The sequence below is a fragment of the Aeromonas sanarellii genome (assembly GCF_000820085.1).
GTDB lineage: Bacteria > Pseudomonadota > Gammaproteobacteria > Enterobacterales > Aeromonadaceae > Aeromonas > Aeromonas sanarellii.
Genome location: NZ_CDBN01000049.1, coordinates 1 through 19609 on the forward strand (window position 1 = coordinate 1; position 19609 = coordinate 19609).

General features: G+C 60.7%; 19 protein-coding genes. 8 read left to right on the forward strand and 11 right to left on the reverse strand.

Annotated features, from left to right (window positions below):
• Positions 1-696 precede the first annotated feature (696 nt).
• The 3 genes from BN1132_RS19565 (at position 697) to BN1132_RS19970 (ending at position 2752) form a co-directional block, all read left to right on the forward strand.
• Positions 697-1374, forward strand: coding sequence for a hypothetical protein (locus BN1132_RS19565; RefSeq protein WP_084202787.1), 678 nt, complete (start codon positions 697-699; stop codon positions 1372-1374).
• Positions 1375-1448: 74 nt separating this feature from the next.
• Positions 1449-2021 carry a YkgJ family cysteine cluster protein gene (locus tag BN1132_RS19570; RefSeq protein ID WP_157005395.1) on the forward strand — a complete coding sequence of 191 codons (573 nt, stop codon included), beginning with the start codon at positions 1449-1451 and terminating at the stop codon, positions 2019-2021.
• A 119-nt stretch (positions 2022-2140) separates the two neighbouring features.
• Positions 2141-2752 (forward strand): hypothetical protein, encoded by a 612-nt coding sequence (locus BN1132_RS19970; protein ID WP_157005398.1) that lies wholly within the window; start codon positions 2141-2143, stop codon positions 2750-2752.
• Between the two features lie 288 nt (positions 2753-3040).
• Here the strand turns inward: BN1132_RS19970 and cysC are convergent, their stop codons facing one another.
• The 5 genes from cysC to cysG all read right to left on the reverse strand — a co-directional run bounded on the left by cysC (position 3041) and on the right by cysG (position 9357).
• On the reverse strand, positions 3041-3634 hold the full coding sequence (gene cysC / locus BN1132_RS09740; RefSeq protein WP_042077148.1) for an adenylyl-sulfate kinase: 594 nt from the start codon (positions 3632-3634) through the stop codon (positions 3041-3043).
• A 102-nt stretch (positions 3635-3736) separates the two neighbouring features.
• Positions 3737-5461 carry an SLC13 family permease gene (locus tag BN1132_RS09745; RefSeq protein WP_042077150.1) on the reverse strand — a complete coding sequence of 575 codons (1725 nt, stop codon included), beginning with the start codon at positions 5459-5461 and terminating at the stop codon, positions 3737-3739.
• 4 nt (positions 5462-5465) lie between these two features.
• On the reverse strand, positions 5466-6893 hold the full coding sequence (gene cysN / locus BN1132_RS09750) for a sulfate adenylyltransferase subunit CysN (RefSeq protein WP_042077151.1): 1428 nt from the start codon (positions 6891-6893) through the stop codon (positions 5466-5468).
• A gap of 24 nt (positions 6894-6917) precedes the next feature.
• Entirely contained in the window at positions 6918-7826 is a 909-nt protein-coding gene (gene cysD, locus BN1132_RS09755) for a sulfate adenylyltransferase subunit CysD (protein WP_042077153.1), read from the reverse strand.
• A 106-nt stretch (positions 7827-7932) separates the two neighbouring features.
• Positions 7933-9357: a siroheme synthase CysG gene (gene cysG, locus BN1132_RS09760; RefSeq protein ID WP_042077155.1), complete on the reverse strand. Its 1425-nt coding sequence runs from the start codon at positions 9355-9357 to the stop codon at positions 7933-7935.
• Positions 9358-9553: 196 nt separating this feature from the next.
• Between cysG and BN1132_RS09765 the strand changes: the two genes are divergently transcribed.
• The gene (locus tag BN1132_RS09765; protein ID WP_042077157.1) at positions 9554-10474 is read left to right on the forward strand and encodes an SPFH domain-containing protein; all 921 of its coding nucleotides are present in this window, start codon (positions 9554-9556) and stop codon (positions 10472-10474) included.
• Positions 10471-10926, forward strand: a complete 456-nt coding sequence (locus tag BN1132_RS09770) for an NfeD family protein (protein ID WP_042077159.1) — start codon at positions 10471-10473, stop codon at positions 10924-10926. The genes BN1132_RS09765 and BN1132_RS09770 overlap by 4 nt, the downstream gene beginning before the upstream one ends.
• Positions 10927-11005: 79 nt before the next feature.
• On the opposite strand, the gene BN1132_RS09775 is transcribed toward BN1132_RS09770, so the two are convergent.
• From BN1132_RS09775 to BN1132_RS09785, 3 genes are all read right to left on the reverse strand, one after another.
• On the reverse strand, positions 11006-11239 hold the full coding sequence (locus BN1132_RS09775) for a hypothetical protein (protein ID WP_033128959.1): 234 nt from the start codon (positions 11237-11239) through the stop codon (positions 11006-11008).
• A gap of 300 nt (positions 11240-11539) precedes the next feature.
• Positions 11540-12589, reverse strand: a complete 1050-nt coding sequence (locus tag BN1132_RS09780; RefSeq protein ID WP_042077161.1) for an oxidoreductase — start codon at positions 12587-12589, stop codon at positions 11540-11542.
• Positions 12590-12703: 114 nt separating this feature from the next.
• Positions 12704-13867: a multidrug effflux MFS transporter gene (locus tag BN1132_RS09785; protein WP_042077163.1), complete on the reverse strand. Its 1164-nt coding sequence runs from the start codon at positions 13865-13867 to the stop codon at positions 12704-12706.
• Between the two features lie 233 nt (positions 13868-14100).
• Between BN1132_RS09785 and rdgB the strand changes: the two genes are divergently transcribed.
• Entirely contained in the window at positions 14101-14697 is a 597-nt protein-coding gene (gene rdgB / locus BN1132_RS09790) for an RdgB/HAM1 family non-canonical purine NTP pyrophosphatase (protein ID WP_042077165.1), read from the forward strand.
• Between the two features lie 133 nt (positions 14698-14830).
• A complete protein-coding gene (gene hemW, locus BN1132_RS09795) occupies positions 14831-15976 on the forward strand; it encodes a radical SAM family heme chaperone HemW (protein ID WP_042077167.1) in 1146 nt (381 codons plus the stop codon).
• A gap of 225 nt (positions 15977-16201) precedes the next feature.
• Here hemW and BN1132_RS09800 read toward each other — a convergent pair whose 3' ends face one another.
• From BN1132_RS09800 to zntR, 3 genes are all read right to left on the reverse strand, one after another.
• On the reverse strand, positions 16202-16420 hold the full coding sequence (locus BN1132_RS09800) for an alternative ribosome-rescue factor A (RefSeq protein WP_042077169.1): 219 nt from the start codon (positions 16418-16420) through the stop codon (positions 16202-16204).
• 117 nt (positions 16421-16537) lie between these two features.
• Complete coding sequence (locus tag BN1132_RS09805) at positions 16538-17074, reverse strand: dihydrofolate reductase family protein (RefSeq protein WP_042077171.1); 537 nt, start codon at positions 17072-17074, stop codon at positions 16538-16540.
• Complete coding sequence (gene zntR, locus BN1132_RS09810) at positions 17064-17501, reverse strand: Zn(2+)-responsive transcriptional regulator (protein ID WP_042077173.1); 438 nt, start codon at positions 17499-17501, stop codon at positions 17064-17066. Before zntR ends, BN1132_RS09805 begins: the two co-directional genes overlap by 11 nt.
• Before the next feature lie 432 nt (positions 17502-17933).
• Between zntR and purH the strand changes: the two genes are divergently transcribed.
• On the forward strand, positions 17934-19526 hold the full coding sequence (purH, locus tag BN1132_RS09815) for a bifunctional phosphoribosylaminoimidazolecarboxamide formyltransferase/IMP cyclohydrolase (RefSeq protein WP_042077175.1): 1593 nt from the start codon (positions 17934-17936) through the stop codon (positions 19524-19526).
• Positions 19527-19609: the final 83 nt, after the last annotated feature.

The window sequence follows — 19609 nt, forward strand, 5'->3', positions numbered from 1 at the left end:
GTATAAGAGACAGGCCCCGAGCTGACCATAAAAGCCCCCGCGGCCCTCGCCGCCCGCTGACCTGCACCCTAGAAGACGAAGGGGCCCGGCATCGTGACCGATACCGGGCCCCTTGCGCGAAAGTCCCCTGATAGCGCCGACAGCAGCCCTTGTCCCAGCGCCCTGGCGTACCGGCCATGGCATAGTGCCCTCGCAGGGTCGAGGGGCGCATCACCGAGCACGTCGGCCGCCCCATCAATACCCGACCAGATTCTCACTCCAGGATTCTCACTCCAGATAGCAACCGCCCCATTCCCATGCACCCTGGGCGCGGAGACGCCCCATCACCCGCCATGCCACTCAATTTATTGATCTTGCCCGAGAAACGACCAACTTCCCCTTCCCTACCCGGCCCCGTTCGGTAACATGGTCGTTTGGAAACCCTCTCGTCGGAGTCAGCCATGAGCCAGACCAGAGCCACACCGCAGGGAAAGCGCAGCAGGCTGGAGGCTGAGATTCAGGGGCGGTAGCCTTGCCGGTGCTTTCCTCGGCCCACTCCCTCACTGTTTCTTTTTTCGCTGGTAATGATTGTGCTCAAAGGGGAAATCAAGCGAATGCGTCAAGCTTCAGAGGCAGAAACATAACTCATTGATTTTTAATGTTATATTTATTATCTGTATCTGGACGGAGCGGAGTTAGATGGCCATAGGGAATCGCATGGAAGTAGATAATATAAAGCTATACATAGATGGACGTTGGGAACTCACTGACCTGAATGTTCTTACGAGAGTCTATATTCAGCTCTACGGCTTGCTCTATTCCCTTGATGTGGCTGATGACTATCTAGATGACGAGATTCAGTACATTTATGGGAAATATCCTTGGCGTGGTGGGTTTAGCGCAGTTAACTTCTATCAAAACTTATTCGCCAAAATGCCACGTGAATACAAGCCTAGTATTAAATCAATTCAGTATGCTTCTCCCGGATTTATAGAGCTATCCCAGATAGTAGAAGTAGCGAAAGATGTTGCTCAAATTGTTGGGTATGTCTCGGCCGCTCTCCTTGCAGGAAACAAAACCTACAGTGTTATTCACAAAGGAATGAGCGAAAGAAAACTAATGAGACTTAATCTTCGAAGTGAAGAGCTCAGTCTTTTAGAGAAGGAAAAGACATTTATTCATAATTCAGTTGTGGAAATATCTAATTTAATGGGTGTAAAAAAAGAAACTCTAGCTACACTTTATTTTCGCAATGAAAACAATGAACTTGCGGTTTTAAAAATACTTGCCTCAGTGTATCGGCGCGCACGAGATTTAGCGAAATTGCAAAATAAACAGAAACTAGACTTGCAGCGAGCGCATCGTGAGCGGTCGTCAACTAACAAGCAAAGGTAGTCGGACGCGTAAACGCGCCTCTGCTTTGAGCATTAGATTACTTGTTCTTTATCTATAGCAATTTAGGGCTTTTTATGGATCATGAGTTCGATGAGAAAAATCCCAAAATGGCCGTTGAGTTCTCGAACTCTAATCGTGAAAAAATGATTAGGCTGTTCCCTTCCTCCCTGTCTAAAAAAGAAGAAGGCTTATATCTTAGAATAACAAAAAGCAAGACTAATTACCTAAATAAGTTATCTTCCTTGTTCTCAGAAATGAATGAGATTTATGCTTATGTAGATAAATTCACACCTTGCAAAAAAGGTTGCTCTCATTGTTGCCATATTCCAGCATCAGTTTCCGAGCTAGAAGCGGAGTACATAGAGAAATCCTTAAAGATCAAGAGAAAAGCATTCTCTGCATATGACATAACGCAGAATAAACCATGCCCCTTCCTAAAGGACAACGGTTGTAGCATATACAATGTGCGACCATTCGTTTGTAGAAGGCATGTTGTGTTAACAAAAACATCCTATTGGTGCGAACTTGAGCGTTGCAACCAAGAAACAATGCCACTATTAAATTTCACTGAAACCCAGAAAAGCTTTGAATATTTAATTTACGAGTCGGGTAAAAATATATTTTTTGATATACGAGAAATATTTTGACATCTTACAACACAACAAGTCATTGGTGTTAAACAGTCACGCAGCCTAAAAATTGAAACTTATACCTCAGCATGTGAGTCAAACCGTTACGCATGTATTACAACAATTGGATGTAGCCGATGAACTCTATAGCAAAAAAAGAACTGATCATTCTTATTATATCGATTATGGAAAATGCATTAAATAATTTAGCAAAAGATCCAGAGCTAATGGCGGATATTTTGGATAAAGCCAAGAGTATTGATGATTGGCTTCAGGAAAAGTTAGGTTGCATCAATAAACCAAATACTGAAGAAAGTATACAACTAGCAATTGAGACATCAATTGCTCGTGATAAAGAAACTATATGCTCTATTATTGCCGTCATTACTACACTTTATGCGACCAGAAGTGTTGTGAGAGGCGCGAATATTGGCGGAACCCTTCTTAAAGAATTTGGAGAGGACGTATTCCCCCACATCGCCGAACATGAGTTAAGATATGCAAAGCATGTAAACTCTCAGATTAAAGAGCATATCCAGATATCTGTACTGGACTCGTTCGATGAGACAATGTCAAAGTATGACTTTGATAAACATGTAGACTTTTCAAATTTAGGTATTCAGGCAGGATATAGTTATTGGGCGTCAGCATCTTGCGTTAGCGTTCATGGATTAACAAAAATCCTATTAAGTCATGGCCCACGAGCATTGAAGGCAATTAAGTCTTTGCTGCGGATGTCTGTTACATAAAAGTTTAAGAGTAACTCCAAACGCTTGGAATTTTTAGTTCATTCACTAAATTAGAGAGCAGCCTTTGGCCACCCCCTCTAATCAGCCGAGGGAAACCGCGCAGCGGTCGGATTGACGGGGGTTGTACTGCTCGATTGGCGACTTTTCTTTAGCCACGTAAAGATAAGTAGCCCACCACAGCCCGCTGTGATTGTAATGAGATCCATATGCCATGGGCTTGGCTCCTCATAGCGTAGAGAGGGGACAAACACCCCCTCCGATATAAATATTCAGTGCGGACAATCTACCTTAATCGATCAACCCCCGTTGCCTCAGGGCGGTCAGCAACTCATCCACCAGCGCTTCCACCGGCTTGCCGGCGTTTAACAGGTGGATTTCTGGATTTTCCGGGGCCTCATAGGCGGAGTCGATACCGGTAAAGTTGCGAATTTCCCCTGCCCGCGCCTTCTTGTAGAGCCCCTTGGGGTCTCGCTCTTCACAGACGGCGAGCGGCGCATCGACAAACACCTCGACGAATTCGTCGGCGCCCAGGAGGTTTCGCACCAGCGCCCGCTCGGCACGGAACGGCGAGATAAAGGCGGTGAGGACGATCAGGCCCGCATCCACCATGAGTTTGGCCACCTCGCCGACCCGGCGGATATTCTCCTGGCGGGCGGCGTCATCGAAGCCCAGATCGCCGCACAGGCCGTGGCGCACATTGTCTCCATCCAGCAGATAGGTGTGCTTGCCCGAGGCGGCCAGCGCCTGCTCCAGTGCTCCCGCCAGGGTGGACTTGCCCGCCCCCGAGAGCCCGGTGAACCAGATCACCAGCGGTTTTTGCCCTTTCAATTCGGCCCGGCTTTGTTTGTCCACGGCATGGTCGTGCCACACGATATTGCTCATTCACACTCCTTGATAGGCGTTCACGCCTTTACGCCAGCGCCTTGGCTTTCTGCCTTAACATAAGCGGCCTTAGCGACCTTAACATGGCCCCGATATCGGCCCTTAAAACGGAAACAGCAGGGGCACCATGACGATCACCCCGATGCTGTAGGCCAGGGAGACCGGCAGGGCCAGCTTGAGGTAGTCCGGCATCTTGTAGTTGCCCGCCGCATAGACCATCAGATTGGTCTGATAACCGTAGGGCAGGATAAAGCTGGAGCTCGCCCCGAACAGCACCGCCAGAATGAACGGCATGGTGGCAACGTCCATGCTGAGCGCCAGCTGGTAACCCATGGGGAAGGCCAGGGCCGCGGCGGCATTGTTGCTCATCAGCTCGGTCAGGATCAGGGTGAAGAAATAGAGCCCGATAAACGCCACTATGGGGCTGGAACCGTTGAACTCCCCCATCAACCAGTCGGCGATCAGGCGCGCCAGGCCGCTCTTCTCCAGCTGATCGGCGATGGCGAGCGCCCCGCCCACCACCAGCCAGATGTCCAGGGGAAAGCGGCGACGGATCTCGTCCAGGGTCAGGATGCGGGTCAGCAGCAACGCCACCAGCATCACCAGCAGCCCCTTGAACAGCGGCACCAGATCGAGCACAGACAGGGTCAGCACCCCGAGAAAGCCCGCCACCACGGCGGCGCTGCGCTTGCCATCGAGCCGGGTGGAGGCCTCCAGCCCGCTCACCACCACGAACTCCCGGGAGAGGGACTTGTTGCCCGCAAACTTGGGGCCCGGCGCCAGCAGCAGGGTGTCGCCCGCGTGCAGCTCAATCTGGCCGAGGCCGCCGGTGAGCTGGGTCTCGCCCCGGCGCACCGCCAGCACCACAGCATCGAAGTGGGTGCGAAACTCCGCATCCTTGATGGTCTGCCCCACCAGGCGCGAGCTGTGGCTGACGATCACCTCCACCAGATGCTGGCCGTTAAGCCTGTGCTGGCCGTAGAGATCCAGCCCTTTGAGCTCCTGCAGCACGCCGACGCTCTCCACGTCGCCGCAAAACAGCAGCATGTCCCCCTCGTGCAGCTCGTGCTCCGGCTGCACCGGGCAGATCACCTGGTTGCCGCGAATGATCTCGGCAAGATAGAGGCTTTTGAGGCTGCGCAGGCCGTTCTCCTTGACGCTGCGCCCGGCCATCGGCGAGCCGGGGCCCACCTTGGCCTCGAGAAAATAGCCGGATTCCCGGCTCATCTCGGTGTCCTGCTCCGGCAGGTGGCGGGCAAACAGCAGCACGGCGACCAGGCCGGTCAGCAGGGTCCCCGCCCCCACCATGAAGAAGTCGAACATGCCGAGCGGCTTGGCCCCCATCTTGATGAGGAAGCTGTTGACGATGAGGTTGGTGGAGGTGCCGATCAGGGTCAGCACGCCGCCAAAGGTCGCCGCGAAGCACATGGGCAACAGCAGCCGGGAGGGCGCATGGTTGGGGTTGCGTTTGACCGCCCCCAGCATGGAGGCCACCACAGCGGTGTTGTTGACGAACGCCGACAGGAAGGCGGTGGAAAACCACACCTTCACCAGCACCTTGTTGAAGGAGCCGGTTCCTACCAGGTTGGCAAACCAGCTCATGACCCGGGTCTTCTCCACCGCGAGCGACACCAGCAGCAGCAACACCAGGGTCAGCAGGGCGCTGTTGGTGTAGCCCGCCACCACGGCGTTGATGTCCGCCAGGCCGCTCAGGTAGGTGATGAGCACGGCGCCCGAGAAGAGCAGCGCCGGCCGGAGTTTGCCCTGGATCAGCAGGGCGACGAGGGCAGCCAGCAGACCCAGCACCAGGGATTGTTGCCAGGTCATGGGCTTACTCCTTGCCGGAATCGTTGCTGATGGTCAGCGCCTGCCAGTGGGGGAAGTGCTTGCGCACCAGGGCGTTGAGTTCCACTTCGAACTCGCTGTATTGCCCTGCCATCACCTTGGCCGCCAGCCCTTCCACTATCATGCCGGCACCCACGGTGACGTTGGTCAGCCGGTCGATGAGGATGAAGCTGCCGGTGTCGCGGATCTCCTTGTACGGGTCGAACGCCACCGGGTCGGTCAGGCTGAATTCGCACAGGCCGATCTCGTTGAGCTTGAGCTCGGAGGCGGGCAGCTCGTCGAGCTTGTTGATCTCGATGCGGTGGCGGATGGCCTCCACCTGGCCACGGCTCTTCTTGGTGGCCAGCTTGACGTCATAGACCCGGCCCGGTTGCAGGGACTCTTCCCCCATCCAGACGATGTGAGCCAGCACGTTCTGGGTCACCTGGGGCTTTTTCGCCGCATCCACCAGCAGGTCGCCGCGGCTGATGTCGATCTCGTCCGCGAAGGTGACCGTGATGGCCTGACCCGGCAGGGCGTACTCCAGATCCCCGTCGAAGGTGACGATGCGGGTCACCGTGCTCTCTTTGCCGGACGGCAGCACGGCAAGCCGGTCGCCGACCCGCAGGATGCCGGAGGCGAGCGTCCCTGCGAAGCCGCGAAAATCGAGGTTCGGGCGGTTGACGTACTGCACCGGCAGGCGCACCGGGTGGCGCTCCAGCTCGCGCTCCACCTCGGCGCTCTCCAGCAATGAGAGCAGGGTCTCGCCCTGATACCAGGCCAGCTTGTCGCTCGGGTTCACCACGTTGTCACCGTCCAGGGCCGAGACTGGCACTATGTGGATGGTGTCGACGCTGAGCTTCCTGGCGAATTCGCGGTAATCGGCGCTGATGCGCTCGAACACCTCCTGGCTGAACCCCACCAGGTCCATCTTGTTCACCGCCACCACAAACTGTTTTATCCCCAGCAGACTGGCGATAAAGCTGTGGCGACGGGTCTGATCCAGCACGCCCTTGCGGGCGTCGATCAATATGATGGCCAGATCGCAGGTGGAGGCGCCGGTGGCCATGTTGCGGGTGTACTGCTCGTGGCCCGGGGTATCCGAGATGATGAATTTGCGCTTGGCGGTGGAGAAATAGCGGTAGGCCACGTCTATGGTGATGCCCTGCTCGCGCTCGGCCTGCAGGCCGTCCACCAAGAGCGCCAGATCCAGCTTCTCGCCCGTGGTGCCGAGCTTCTGGCTGTCGGACTCCAGCGCTTTCAACTGATCTTCATAGATCTGCTGGGAGTCGTGCAGCAGGCGGCCGATGAGGGTGCTCTTGCCGTCGTCCACGCTGCCGCAGGTGAGAAAGCGCAGCAGGCTCTTGTGCTGCTGGGCGTGCAGGTAGGCTTCGATGCCCTGTTCGCTGATGGCGGTCTGAATGTGGTTGTTCATGTTGCGATTCCTTAGAACATTTTTTTAGAAATAGCCCTGACGCTTCTTCTGCTCCATGGAGCCGGCCTGATCGTGGTCGATGAGCCGCCCCTGCCGCTCGCTGGAGGTGGTGATCAGCATCTCTTCGATGATCTCCGGCAGGGTGGTGGCGTTGGATTCGATGGCGCCGGTCAGCGGGTAGCAGCCGAGAGTACGGAAGCGCACCAGCTCCTGCTTCACCTCGTCCTCCGGACCTATGGGCATGCGATCGTCATCCACCATGATCTTGATGCCGCCGCGCTCCACCACGGGGCGCATGGCCGCGAAATAGAGCGGCACAATGTCGATGTTCTCGAGGTAGATGTATTGCCAGATGTCCAGCTCGGTCCAGTTGGAGAGCGGGAACACCCGGATGCTCTCCCCCTTGTTGACCTGGCCGTTGTAGACACGCCACAGCTCGGGTCTCTGGTTCTTCGGGTCCCAGCGGTGGGACTTGTCACGGAAGGAGTAGACCCGCTCCTTGGCCCGGGACTTCTCCTCGTCGCGGCGCGCGCCACCGAAGGCGGCGTCGAAACCGTACTTGTTCAGCGCCTGTTTGAGCCCCTCGGTCTTCATGATGTCGGTGTGCTTGCCACTGCCGTGCACGAAGGGGTTGATGTTCATGGCGAGCCCGTCCGGGTTCTTGTGGACGATGAGATCCAGCCCGTACTTCCTGGCGGTCTCGTCCCGGAACTTGATCATCTCCTTGAACTTCCAGTTGGTGTCCACGTGCAGCAGGGGGAAGGGGATCTTGCCCGGATAGAAGGCCTTGCGGGCCAGGTGCAGCATGACGGAGGAGTCCTTGCCGATGGAGTACATCATCACCGGGTTTTCAAATTCGGCGGCCACCTCGCGGATGATGTGGATGCTCTCGGCCTCCAGCTGTTGCAGGTGTGTCAGTCTTTCACGGTCCATGTCTGGGTCCTCGGTTCATTGCTATCGCGCCGGCTCGGGCGCGGTCTTGGTTCAGTTCGGTGCCGCCTGGGCCGCACCGTCAAATCGATTCACGTCGTGCCGGCCCTCAGGCCAGGCTCACCAGCTTGAGCTCGTGGCCGCTTTCGGCCTCCCGCCCTTGCGCCGCCTCGCCAAACCAGGCGAGCCGCTTGCGCAGGGCCACCACCTCGCCGATGACGATGAGGGAAGGGCTCACCGCCTGCTCGGCCAGCTCGGCCAGGTCAGCGAGGGTGCCGGTCAGCACGCGCTGACGGGCGGTGGTGCCCCGCTCTATGATGGCGATGGGGGTGCTCTGGCCACGGCCATGGCTCACCAGCTGTTGCTGGATGTGCTCGGAGCGCATCAGCCCCATGTAGATGACCAGGGTCTGGTTGGTGGCGGCGAGTTGCTGCCAGTCGGGCTCCTTGCCCTCCTTCTGGCAGTGGCCCGTGATAAAGACCGCACTTTGCGCATAGTCACGATGAGTAAGCGGGATGCCGGCGTAGGCGGTGGCACCGGCCGCCGCCGTGATGCCGGGCACCACCGAGAAGGGGATGCCTTCGGCTGCCAGCACTTCCAGCTCCTCGCCGCCACGGCCGAACATGAAGGGATCCCCCCCCTTGAGCCGCACCACCCGGTTGCCCGCCTTGGCGAACGTAACCAGCAGGCGGTTGGTCTCCTCCTGCGGCACGCTGTGGGCGCCGGCCTTCTTGCCGACCGACACCAGGGTGGCGTCGCGGCGCACCAGGTCCAGGATCTCGGGCGAGACCAACTGGTCATAGAGCACCACTTCGGCCTGCTGGATCTGTTGCAGCGCCTTGAGGGTCAGGAGGCCCGGATCGCCGGGGCCTGCCCCCACCAGCACCACTTCCCCCACCTCGGTCTGGGCCTTGTCCAGCCCCTCGTTCAGCCACTGCTCGGCCCCCTGCCAATCGGCTTTCTCAATCAGACCCGCCAGAGTGTTGGAGGCAAAGGCCCGCTCCCAGAAACGGCGGCGATCCGAGAGGGAGGCCAGCACCTGCTTGGCCCGGCTGCGCACCCGGCCGGAGAGCTCGGCCAGGCCGCCGAGATGGCGGGGCAGCAGGCTTTCCAGCCGCTCCCGCAGCAGACGCACCAGCACGGGGGCCTTGCCGCCGCTGGAGACGGCCACCACGATGGGGCTGCGATCAATGATGGAGGGGAAGATAAAGCTGGAGCGCTCGGGGTCATCCACCAGGTTGACGAAGAGGCCGCGCTCGGTGGCGCTCTGGTAGACCAGGGCATTCACCTCGAGATCGTCGGTGGCGGCCACCACCAGGATCTGGCCCGCCAGATGGGCCGGGTCGAAGCGCACCGCCAGATGGGTGAAGCGACCGGCAAATTCATGGAAATCGGGGTCAATGGCGGGAGAGACCAGGGTCAGCCGGGCCCCTGCCGCCAGCAGCAGGCGCGCCTTGCGCAGGGCGACCTCGCCCCCGCCCACCAGCAGTACCGGGCGGCCTTCCAACCTGGCAAACATAGGTAAATAATCCATCAGGGCCCGCTCCTCGGCATCGCGACATCTGGGGCGACTATAGGCAGGAGCGCTTATCCCTCAAAATAATAAAAAATGCTCTTTAATGCGTTTTGGTAATTAGTAAAACCGCATCGCGGCAAAGGAAAGCGAATCCCCTTGTGGTGGATGGCACCAGCCCCTAGGCTAGTGAAAGTGTTTCATAAGGAGCTTAATAATGAATGAGTCATTGATTGTATTGGGGATCTTCATATTCCTGGTGCTCGCCACCCTGAGCGCCGGCATCAAGATAGTGCCCCAGGGCTACAACTGGACGGTGGAGCGCTTCGGCCGCTACACCCGCACCCTCTCCCCCGGCCTCAACCTGCTGATCCCCTACATCGACCGCATCGGCCACAAGATCATCATGATGGAGCAGGTGCTGGACATCCCGGCCCAGGAGGTGATCTCCCGGGACAACGCCAACGTCACCATAGACGCCATCAGCTTCGTGCAGGTGGTGGATGCCCGCAAGGCGGGCTACGAGGTCAACGATCTCACCAGCGCCATCCGCAACCTGACCATGACCAACATGCGGACCGTGCTGGGCGCCATGGAGCTGGACGAGATGCTCTCCCAGCGCGACACCATCAACGAGAAGCTGCTGCGCACCATGGATGCCGCCACCGCCCCCTGGGGCATCAAGGTGACGCGGATCGAGATCAAGGACGTGCGTCCGCCGCTGGCGCTGGTCGAAGCGATGAACGCCCAGATGAAGGCCGAGCGCCAGAAGCGGGCCGAGGTGCTGGAAGCCGAAGGGGTGCGCCAGTCCAAGATCCTGAAAGCGGAGGGGGAGAAGCAGTCCCAGATCCTCAAGGCCGAGGGTGAGCGCCAGGCCGCCTTCCTCGCCGCCGAGGCGCGGGAGCGGGCCGCCGAGGCGGAAGCCAAGGCGACCCACATGGTCTCGAAAGCTATAGCGGAGGGGGATCTGCAGGCCATCAACTACTTCGTGGCCCAGAAGTATACCGAGGCCCTGGCCCGCATCGGGGAAGGTCCCAACAGCAAGGTGGTGATGATGCCCCTGGAGGCGGGCAGCCTGATCGGTGCCGTGGCCGGCATGGCCGAGCTGTTCAAGGATGGCAAGGGCGGCAAGTCATGACAGCCCTGTTCGAGGGGCTGACCCACTGGCACTGGCTGGGGCTCGGCTTCGTGCTGCTGGCCATCGAGGTGCTGGGCTCGGTGGGTTTCCTGCTCTGGACCGGCATCGCCGCCCTGGAGGTGGGGCTCCTGCTGCTGGTCTGGCCCTTCGGCTGGCAGGCGCAGTTGCTGCTGTTTGCGGTGCAGTCCCTGCTCACCACTTGGGCCTGGTGGCGCTGGCAGCACCGCCGGGATCGCTCCGGGCAGGATGCCGCCGCCCCCATCAACGAGCGGATGCAGAGCTATCTGGGGCGGGAGCTGACCCTGCTGGACGACGTCAGCCAGGGCATGAGCCGGGTCCACCTGGACGACACCGTCTGGACGGTGCGCTGCAACCAGCCGCTCCCCGCAGGCACCAGGGTCAGGGTGACGGGATACGACTCCCATATCCTGCTGGTGGAGCCGCTGCCCTGAGCGGGCGATACCACCAATGGCCATAAAAAAACGGGCCCGACGCGAGTGCGCCGGGCCCGTTCTTCAATGAGGTGCGGGCTTAGTTGGCCTTGGCATCGCTCACTGCGGCTTCTGCCTTGGTGGCCACGTCAGCGGCAGCCTTCTCGACAGTTGCGGAAGCTTCGGAAGCAGCCTTCTCTACGGTAGAGGCAGCTTCGCTAACAGTTGCAGCAACCTCGGCGGCCGGAGTAGCAGCCGGAGCGGCAGCTTCTTCTTTCTGACCACAGGCGGTCAACATCAGACCCAGGATACCGGCTACCAGTACTTTGTTCATGTACATATCCTCAAATAAGAATGGAGAGACGGTCTGCACGACCATCACTACTGTGCGCCTTGCCCCCGTGAAGAGTCCATCAGGACGGGAGCCAAGAGACGCGCGAAATATAACGCCATACCGAGCCAATGAAAACGCGTATCACAATGATATTTTCTCGTTGGCTGGATGAAAAGAACTACTACAGCGCCTGATATTAATACAAAAAACCACTCTTTACGCGATACATCAAAATAAAAAGCCGCATAAATGATCTTTATCAGTCAAACGCTGCCATTTTGAGCAAACGGCAGCGCCGACTCAGTCAGACAACTTCTGACAAACCAGTCGCCGACCCTGGCTGTGGCTCTCCCTGGCAAGATCCAGCAGCGCCATCACCGCCAGCGCCTCGGGGGCGGGCACAGGGTTGGCCCCCTCCCCCTTGATGGCGGCGCAGACCGCGCGGTAGTAGGCGCCGTAATCCCCCGCCTCGCCGGCCACGGTCTGCTGCACAAGCTCGCCGTCCCGGATCTGGCTGAGCTGGCCGGGCACGGGATCCACGCCCCAGTCGGCCGCCGGTGGCCGCTTGCCCTGCTTGAGCTGCTCCTCCTGCACGTCCATGCCGAACTTGACGAAGGAGCCCTGGCTGCCATGGACGACGAAGCGGGGCATCACGGCCGACACCAGGCAGCTGCCGTGCAGGATCACCCGGCGCTCCCCATACCCCAGCACCACGTGGAAGTAATCGTCGCTCAGGGCCCCCGGACGCTGTCCGGCGAGATCGGCCTGGATCCAGTCAGGCTGGCCGAACAGCTGCAGGGACTGATCCAGGATATGTGGGCCGAGATCGAACCAGAGGCCGGAGCCCGGGCCACCCGCCTCGCGCCAGCGCTGACGCACCTCGGGGCGATAGCGATCGAAATGGGATTCGAACTGGGCGATCTGACCCAGCACCCCGTCTGCCAGCAGGCGGCGCACGGTGAGGAAGTCCCCGTCCCAGCGCCGGTTGTGGAAGATGCTGAGCAGCCGCTGCTGCTTCTCGGCCAGCTCGACCAGCGCCTTCGCCTCGGCCAGATCCAGGGCGAAGGGCTTGTCGATCACCACGTGCTTGCCCGCCAGCAGCGCCTCGCGGGCGATGGGGGCATGGGTGTCGTTCGGCGTGGCAATCACCACCAGATCCACCGACGGGTCGGCCAGCACCTGCTCCAGGGTGCCGACGAGACAACCGGGCAGCTCGGCCTGCACCCTGGCGGCATCCCGGCTCACCACCCAGCGCAGGGCAAGCCCCGGGGTCGTGGTGAGGAAGGGGGCGTGAAAGGTCTGCCCTGCGAAGCCGTAACCCACCAGGGCGGCGTTGATTGTGTGACTCATCCGGTTGTCTCCACGGTATCGAGGTCATGGGGAGCGGGCGAGGCGCCGCCCGCAAATGCAAATATAGAGAAGGGGGCTCAAGGCCCCCTGAGTGTGCCCATCAGAGCACAGGATTTATTGCAAACACAAGCGCCGGCCCTGGCGGGTCATCAGCATCAGCAGGGGGGGCAGCAGCAGCCACATGTGCAGGGCCAGCTGGCTCAGGGGATCCGGCAGCAGCCATCCGGTGATCCCCACCAGGGCGCCGGAGCCGCTCATCTGGAACAGGCCGAGCAGGGCCGCCGCCGTACCCGCACAGTGACCGAAGGGGGCCAGCGCCATGCCGGCTGCGGCACCCAGTATCATGGCAAAGCCGATGCTGGAGAGGAACACCGGGCCCATCATGGCCAGCGGATGCGGGATGTGCATGGCCAGCGTCAGGGAGATGGCGGAGAACAGCAGCACCAGCAGGCCGATGCGCAGGGTCCGTCTCGCCCCCACCCTGGCGATGAAACGCGGTGCCAGGAAGCAGGCCAGGATGTTGAGCGCCGCATTGGCGGTGAACCAGTGGCTGAACCCGTTCATGTCCAGACCCAGGGTCACCATCAGCTGCACCGGCGCCGCGGTGACATAGGCGAGGATCACCGCCATCGCCAGCATGCACAGCGCCGCGTTGAACAGGAAGCTCGGGGAGCGCAGCACCGGGCTGTAGCGGGACCAGCTGATGAGCGGGCCGCTGCTGCTGGTTTCCTCCGGGCGGGTCTCCGGCATCCGCCACAGCAGCCAGCTCCCGACGAGCAGGGCGTACCCGGCCATAAACCAGAAGTTGGCCGACCAGCCCGCCCTGGCGGTGAGCCAGCCGCCGAGCAGGGGCGCCAGCGCCGGAATGAAGCAGATGGCGCCGTTGAGGTAGGAGATCATCTGGCCGCTCTTCTTGGGGCCATAGCTGTCACGCACCACGGAGAAGGCGGCCACCGAGGTGGCGCAGGCACCGAAGCCTTGCAGCACCCGGGCCAGCATCAGCTCGCCCAGGCTGGCGGCAAAGCCGGCGCCCAGGGCGCTCAGGCCGTAGAGCAGCACGCCGCCCAGGGCGACGGGCTTGCGGCCGTAGCGATCCGCCAGCGGCCCCACCAGCAACTGCCCCAGCCCCATGCTGAACAGGAACCAGGTGATGGTGCCCTGCATCAAGGTCACCTCGGCCCCCAACTGCTCGGCCATCTGCGGGATGGCGGGCAGATAGATGTCGATGGCCAGCGGGCTGAACAGCACCAGGAGTACAAGCAGAAGAATCAATGGCATCAGTCACCTCAAGCCCTAGGAATATCGATTGGGCCGCGAGTCTACTGACTCAGAGTAATGAATTGAAATGGTATTTAATCACTTCGGTTATTCCCCCATGGAAACATGTATTTTATCCACCTCTCTTGAGGCTGGTCGGCAGCCAGCCCACGGCATAGGTCCTCGGACAATTGCGCTTTTACTCAGCCCCGGCCCCGCATAGAATGCGCAGATTATTTTTGCGGAGGTGCGTGATGAACAAGCTTGTCCTGGCAACAGGGAACCAGAAAAAGGTGAAGGAATTGGCCGCCATGCTGGCCGATATGAAGATCCAGGTGATCCCGCAGAGCGAGTTTGCAGTCTCCGATGCCGACGAGACCGGCACCACCTTCGTCGAGAATGCCATCATCAAGGCCCGCCATGCCGCCCGCGTCACGGGCCTGCCCGCCGTCGCCGACGACTCCGGCCTGGAAGTGGATCTGCTGCACGGCCGCCCCGGCGTCTACTCCGCCCGCTTCGCCGGCGCCGGAGCCAGCGACAAGGAGAACATCGACAAGCTGCTGGCCGAACTGCAAGGGGCCCCCGACTACCTGAAAAGCGCCCGCTTCTGGTGCGTGCTGGTCTACATGCGCCACGCCGACGACCCCACCCCCATCATCTGCCAGGCGAGCTGGGAGGGGATGATCATCGACGAACCCCGCGGCCAGCACGGCTTCGGCTATGACCCCGTGTTCTTCGTCCCCGACCACGACTGCACCTCGGCCCAGATGCCGGCGGAGCTCAAGAACCAGCTCAGCCACCGGGGCCAGGCCCTGGCCAAGCTGAAGGCGGCACTGGCGGCGGTCAACTAAGGCGCTGTCTCCCGCCGCGTTGTCATCTACAATGGGGGCCGTCGGCCCCCGTTTCGTTCGCGGCGCCCCGTCCGTTGTCACCGGCAACCAGGGCAACCCGACCCCTTTTGATTTTTTGAATACTGGAAACCCCATGCTGCAACTGCCGCCCCTCTCCCTCTATATCCACGTGCCCTGGTGCGTCCAGAAGTGCCCCTATTGCGACTTCAACTCCCACGCCCAGAAGGGGGAGCTGCCCCACCTCGAGTACGTGGCGGCCCTGCTGGAGGATCTGGAGCAGGATCTGCACTGGGCCCAGGGGCGCCCTCTCTCCTCCATCTTTATCGGCGGTGGTACCCCGAGCCTGCTCTCCGTGGAGGCCATGCAAGCGCTGCTGGACGGGGTGCGCGCACGCATCGCACTCACTGCGGACTGCGAGATCACCATGGAGGCCAACCCGGGCACGGTGGAGGCGGACAAGTTCGCCGGCTTCCAGCGGGCCGGCATCAACCGCATCTCCATCGGGGTACAGAGCTTCCAGCAGGAAAAATTGACCCGGCTCGGGCGCATCCACGGCCCGGAAGAGGCGCGCAAGGCCGCCGCCCTGGCCCATGCCATCGCGCTGCCCACCTTCAACCTGGATCTGATGCACGGCCTGCCGGATCAGAGCCTGGAGGACGCCCTCTATGATCTGCAACAGGCCATCGACTGCGCGCCGCCGCACCTCTCCTGGTATCAGCTCACCATAGAGCCGAACACGGCGTTTGCCTCCAAGCCGCCCACACTGCCGGAAGATGACACCCTGTGGGACATCTACGAGCAGGGCCACGCCATGCTCACCGCCCAGGGCTATCAGCAGTACGAGATCTCGGCCTATGCCAAAGAGGGGTATCAGTGCCGCCACAACCTCAACTACTGGCGCTTTGGCGACTATCTGGGGATCGGCTGCGGCGCCCACGGCAAGGTGACGGATCTCGCGAGCCAGCAGATCCTGCGCACTGCCAAGGTGAAGCACCCGAAAGGCTATCTGGACCCGAGCCGTCCCTATCTGGACCAGCAGTGGCAGGTAGCGGCGGACGATCTGCCCCTGGAGTACTTCATGAACCGCTTCAGATTGTTTGAACCGGCCCCCAAGGCGGAGTTCGAGGCCTATACCGGGCTGGCGCTGGAGCGGGTGGAGGCTGTGCTCGCCATCGCCCGGACCAAGGAGCTTATCGAGGATCTCGGCGACAGCTGGCAGCTCACCCCTTTGGGGCATCGCTATCTCAACGTGCTGCTCGAACTCTTTATGGACGAATGAGGTAACCGCCTTTAACCAGATGGAACACAAGCGGGGCGCCATGAGCGCCCCGCTTGGTTTGGTTCCAAGAACCTGTTCACGGTCTGTCGCGAGAGGCTGTCAGCAAGGTGAAGAGCAGCGCAAGAACCGGAGTGTGTAAGTACACATGAGGATTCCGAGCAGCACGTGAGCCTTGATCACGGCCTCGCAGCAAGATCGTGGACAGGTTCCAAAGCAGAAACCCGCTCAGCACCAGACGCATACCGTCTGCTGCTGGCCGGGCTCCCACCGCTTGCCGTGCTTGGCCTTGCGCTGATAGCTGCCCTTGCCCTTCTTGCTCGGCTCGACCCTGGCCTGGAACAGGGGAGAGGTCACCAGTGCCTTGAGGTGGTTGTCCTGAATGATGCCGCGCTGATGTTCGCAGGCGGGTTCGGTGGTGACGGAAGTCACCTTCTTCTTGGCCATGTTGGCTCCTTCAAGTTGTTGTCGTGTTTGCCGCGCCGGCCACAACACGACATCTCCGTGGCCTGGCGGTGAAAAAACGCGCCGATTGTGCGCCTCTTGTCTCCCCCGCGCAAGGGATCAGGCGGGGTGATAGACGACCCGTACCAACCCGCTCGGCAGCACAGTGCTCGACACCGGCACCAGTGCGCCGGGCAGCGGCCCTGCAAAGAGCGACACCCCGCCCCCCAGGGTGACCGGCACCCAGAACAGGGTCAGCTCGTCGACGACCCCGGCCTGCAACCCCTGGCGCACCAGATCGCCGCCGTCCAGGTAGAGGTGGCGGCTCCCCGCCTGCCAAAGCTCCCTGAGCACCTGCGCCAGCGCCCCCTGCCGGAAGGAGACGTGCTCACGGGGAGCGGCGGGTCTGTGGGTCAGTACCACCACAGGTTTGTCGCCATAAAACCACTCGGGAAAGGCGCTCACTATGTCGTAGGTGTTGCGCCCCATCAGCAGGGTATCCGCACTGGCCATCAGGGCGCAGTAGCCGGTCTCCTCCTGGGAGTCGCCGTTGTAGGGCTCAAGCCAGGCCAGATCGCCCCCCTCCCCGGCGATAAAGCCGTCGAGGGAAAGGGCGAGAAAGGCGGAGACCCGAGGGCGATGGTGCTCAGTGTTCATGGTCGTGATGCTCATGACGGGAGGGGGCACCGGACTCCAGGGTCTCCAGGATGGCGCAGTGCTCCGCCGAGCGCGGGCCACCGCAGCAGATGTCGGAGAGGGCCTTCAGGTTCTCGCGAAAACGGGTCAGCTCCAGGATCTTCTGCTCCACCTGTTCGAGCTTGGTGTCGGCCACCGCCTTCACCTCCTGACAGGTGACCCTGGCCTTGTTGGTGTCGAGGGCGAGCAGCTCGCCTATGTCCGCCAGGGAGAAGCCCACCGACTTGGCGCGGATGATGAATTCCAGCCGCCGCCTGTCCTGCTCCCCGTAGAGGCGATAGCCCGACTCGTTGCGGATCCCCGGCGAGATGAGGCCGTTCTTCTCGTAAAAGCGCAGGGTGTCCGCCTTCACCCCGCACGCCCTGGCCAGTTCCCCTATCCGATACATAACCCTCTCCCCGACATGGCATAGCGCCCAAAATGGTACTCAATATAAACCGGCCTCCACTATCACCCCTTTGCCCGGCGATTGCCAGCCAAAGGCAGGAAAGCGGCAGCCAACCCCTGTCTTCCCTGCGCTTTATCCTCAAAACACTGAAAAGACAAACGTTTCACAAAAAATCACCAGAAAACGTTTAACACCGCACCACACAAGGGTTTGCCTCTTTAAAAAATCCACCACGGCTCACATTTTTTGTGTAGAATACGCGCCCACAAGAGAGCGTCGCGTCAAGCGGGCATTTCCTAAAACGCTTTTGCCAACGGCCAGCCCCGGCGAGAGTGGTTTGCGAAATCCCCCACTTCCATTTATTTGGGGACTCTCTGTGTTGAGCCTCGCCTCCCATGGAACGGTCCCCGTTATGCTGAGGACGATAGTGTGATGGAACAAGCTCGACCCATTCGCCGTGCACTGCTGAGTGTGTCTGACAAGACTGGCATCCTGGAATTTGCCAAGGCACTCGACGCGCGTGGTGTGGCCCTGCTCTCCACCGGTGGTACCGCCAAGCTTCTGGCCGACGCCGGCCTGCCGGTGACCGAGGTGTCCGACTACACCGGATTCCCCGAGATGATGGACGGCCGGGTCAAGACCCTGCATCCCAAGGTGCACGGCGGCATCCTCGGCCGCCGCGACCGGGATGACGCCATCATGGCCCAGCACGCTATCTCCCCCATCGACATGGTCGTCGTCAACCTCTATCCCTTCGCCGCCACCGTGGCCAAACCCGGCTGCACCCTGGAAGACGCCGTCGAGAACATCGACATCGGCGGCCCGACCATGGTGCGCTCCGCCGCCAAGAACCACAAGGACGTCACCATAGTCGTCAAGGCCTCCGACTACGACCGCGTCATCGCCGAGATGGATGGCAACGGCAACAGCCTGACCCTCTCCACCCGCTTCGATCTCGCCATCGCCGCCTTCGAGCACACCGCCGCCTACGACGGCATGATCGCCAACTACTTCGGCACCCTGGTGCCCTCCTACGGCGAGAACAAGGAAGGTGACGAGGAGTCCCGCTTCCCGCGCACCTTCAACGCCCAGTTCATCAAGAAGCAGGACATGCGCTACGGCGAGAACAGCCACCAGGCTGCCGCCTTCTACGCCGAAGAGCAGGCCGCACCGGGCTCGGTGGCAAGCGCTATCCAGCTGCAGGGCAAGGCCCTCTCCTACAACAACATCGCCGACACCGACGCGGCGCTGGAGTGCGTGAAGGAGTTCAGCGAACCGGCCTGCGTCATCGTCAAGCATGCCAACCCCTGCGGCGTCGCCATCGGTGACGATCTGCTGGCTGCCTATGATCGCGCCTACCAGACCGACCCCACCTCGGCCTTTGGCGGCATCATCGCCTTCAACCGTGAACTGGACGGCGCCACCGCCGCGGCCATCGTTGCCCGCCAGTTCGTGGAAGTGATCATCGCCCCCACCGTCAGCCAGGCAGCCCGCGAAGCGGTCGCCGCCAAGCAGAACGTGCGCCTGCTGGAGTGCGGCCAGTGGACTGCCCCGGCGCAAGGCTTTGACTTCAAGCGCGTCAACGGCGGCCTGCTGGTGCAGGAGCGCGATCTCGGCATGGTGACCCTGGGAGATCTGACCGTGGTCAGCCAGCGTCAGCCCACCGAGGCCGAGCTGCAGGATCTGCTGTTCTGCTGGAAGGTCGCCAAGTTCGTCAAATCCAACGCCATCGTCTACGCCAAGAACGGCCAGACCATAGGCGTGGGCGCCGGCCAGATGAGCCGGGTCTACTCCGCCAAGATCGCCGGCATCAAGGCCGAGGATGAAGGGCTGACAGTCGCGGGCTCCGTCATGGCCTCCGACGCCTTCTTCCCGTTCCGCGACGGCATCGATGCCGCCGCCGCCGCGGGCATCTCCTGCGTCATCCAGCCCGGTGGCTCGATGCGCGACCAGGAGGTGATCGACGCCGCCAACGAACACGGCATGTGCATGGTGTTCACCAACATGCGTCATTTCCGTCACTGACAGCCCAGGGCCGCCGATGGCGGCCCTGCCTCTTTAGCACCGGATCCTTTCCGCTGGCGCACCGCCACCGCACCGCGCCAGTG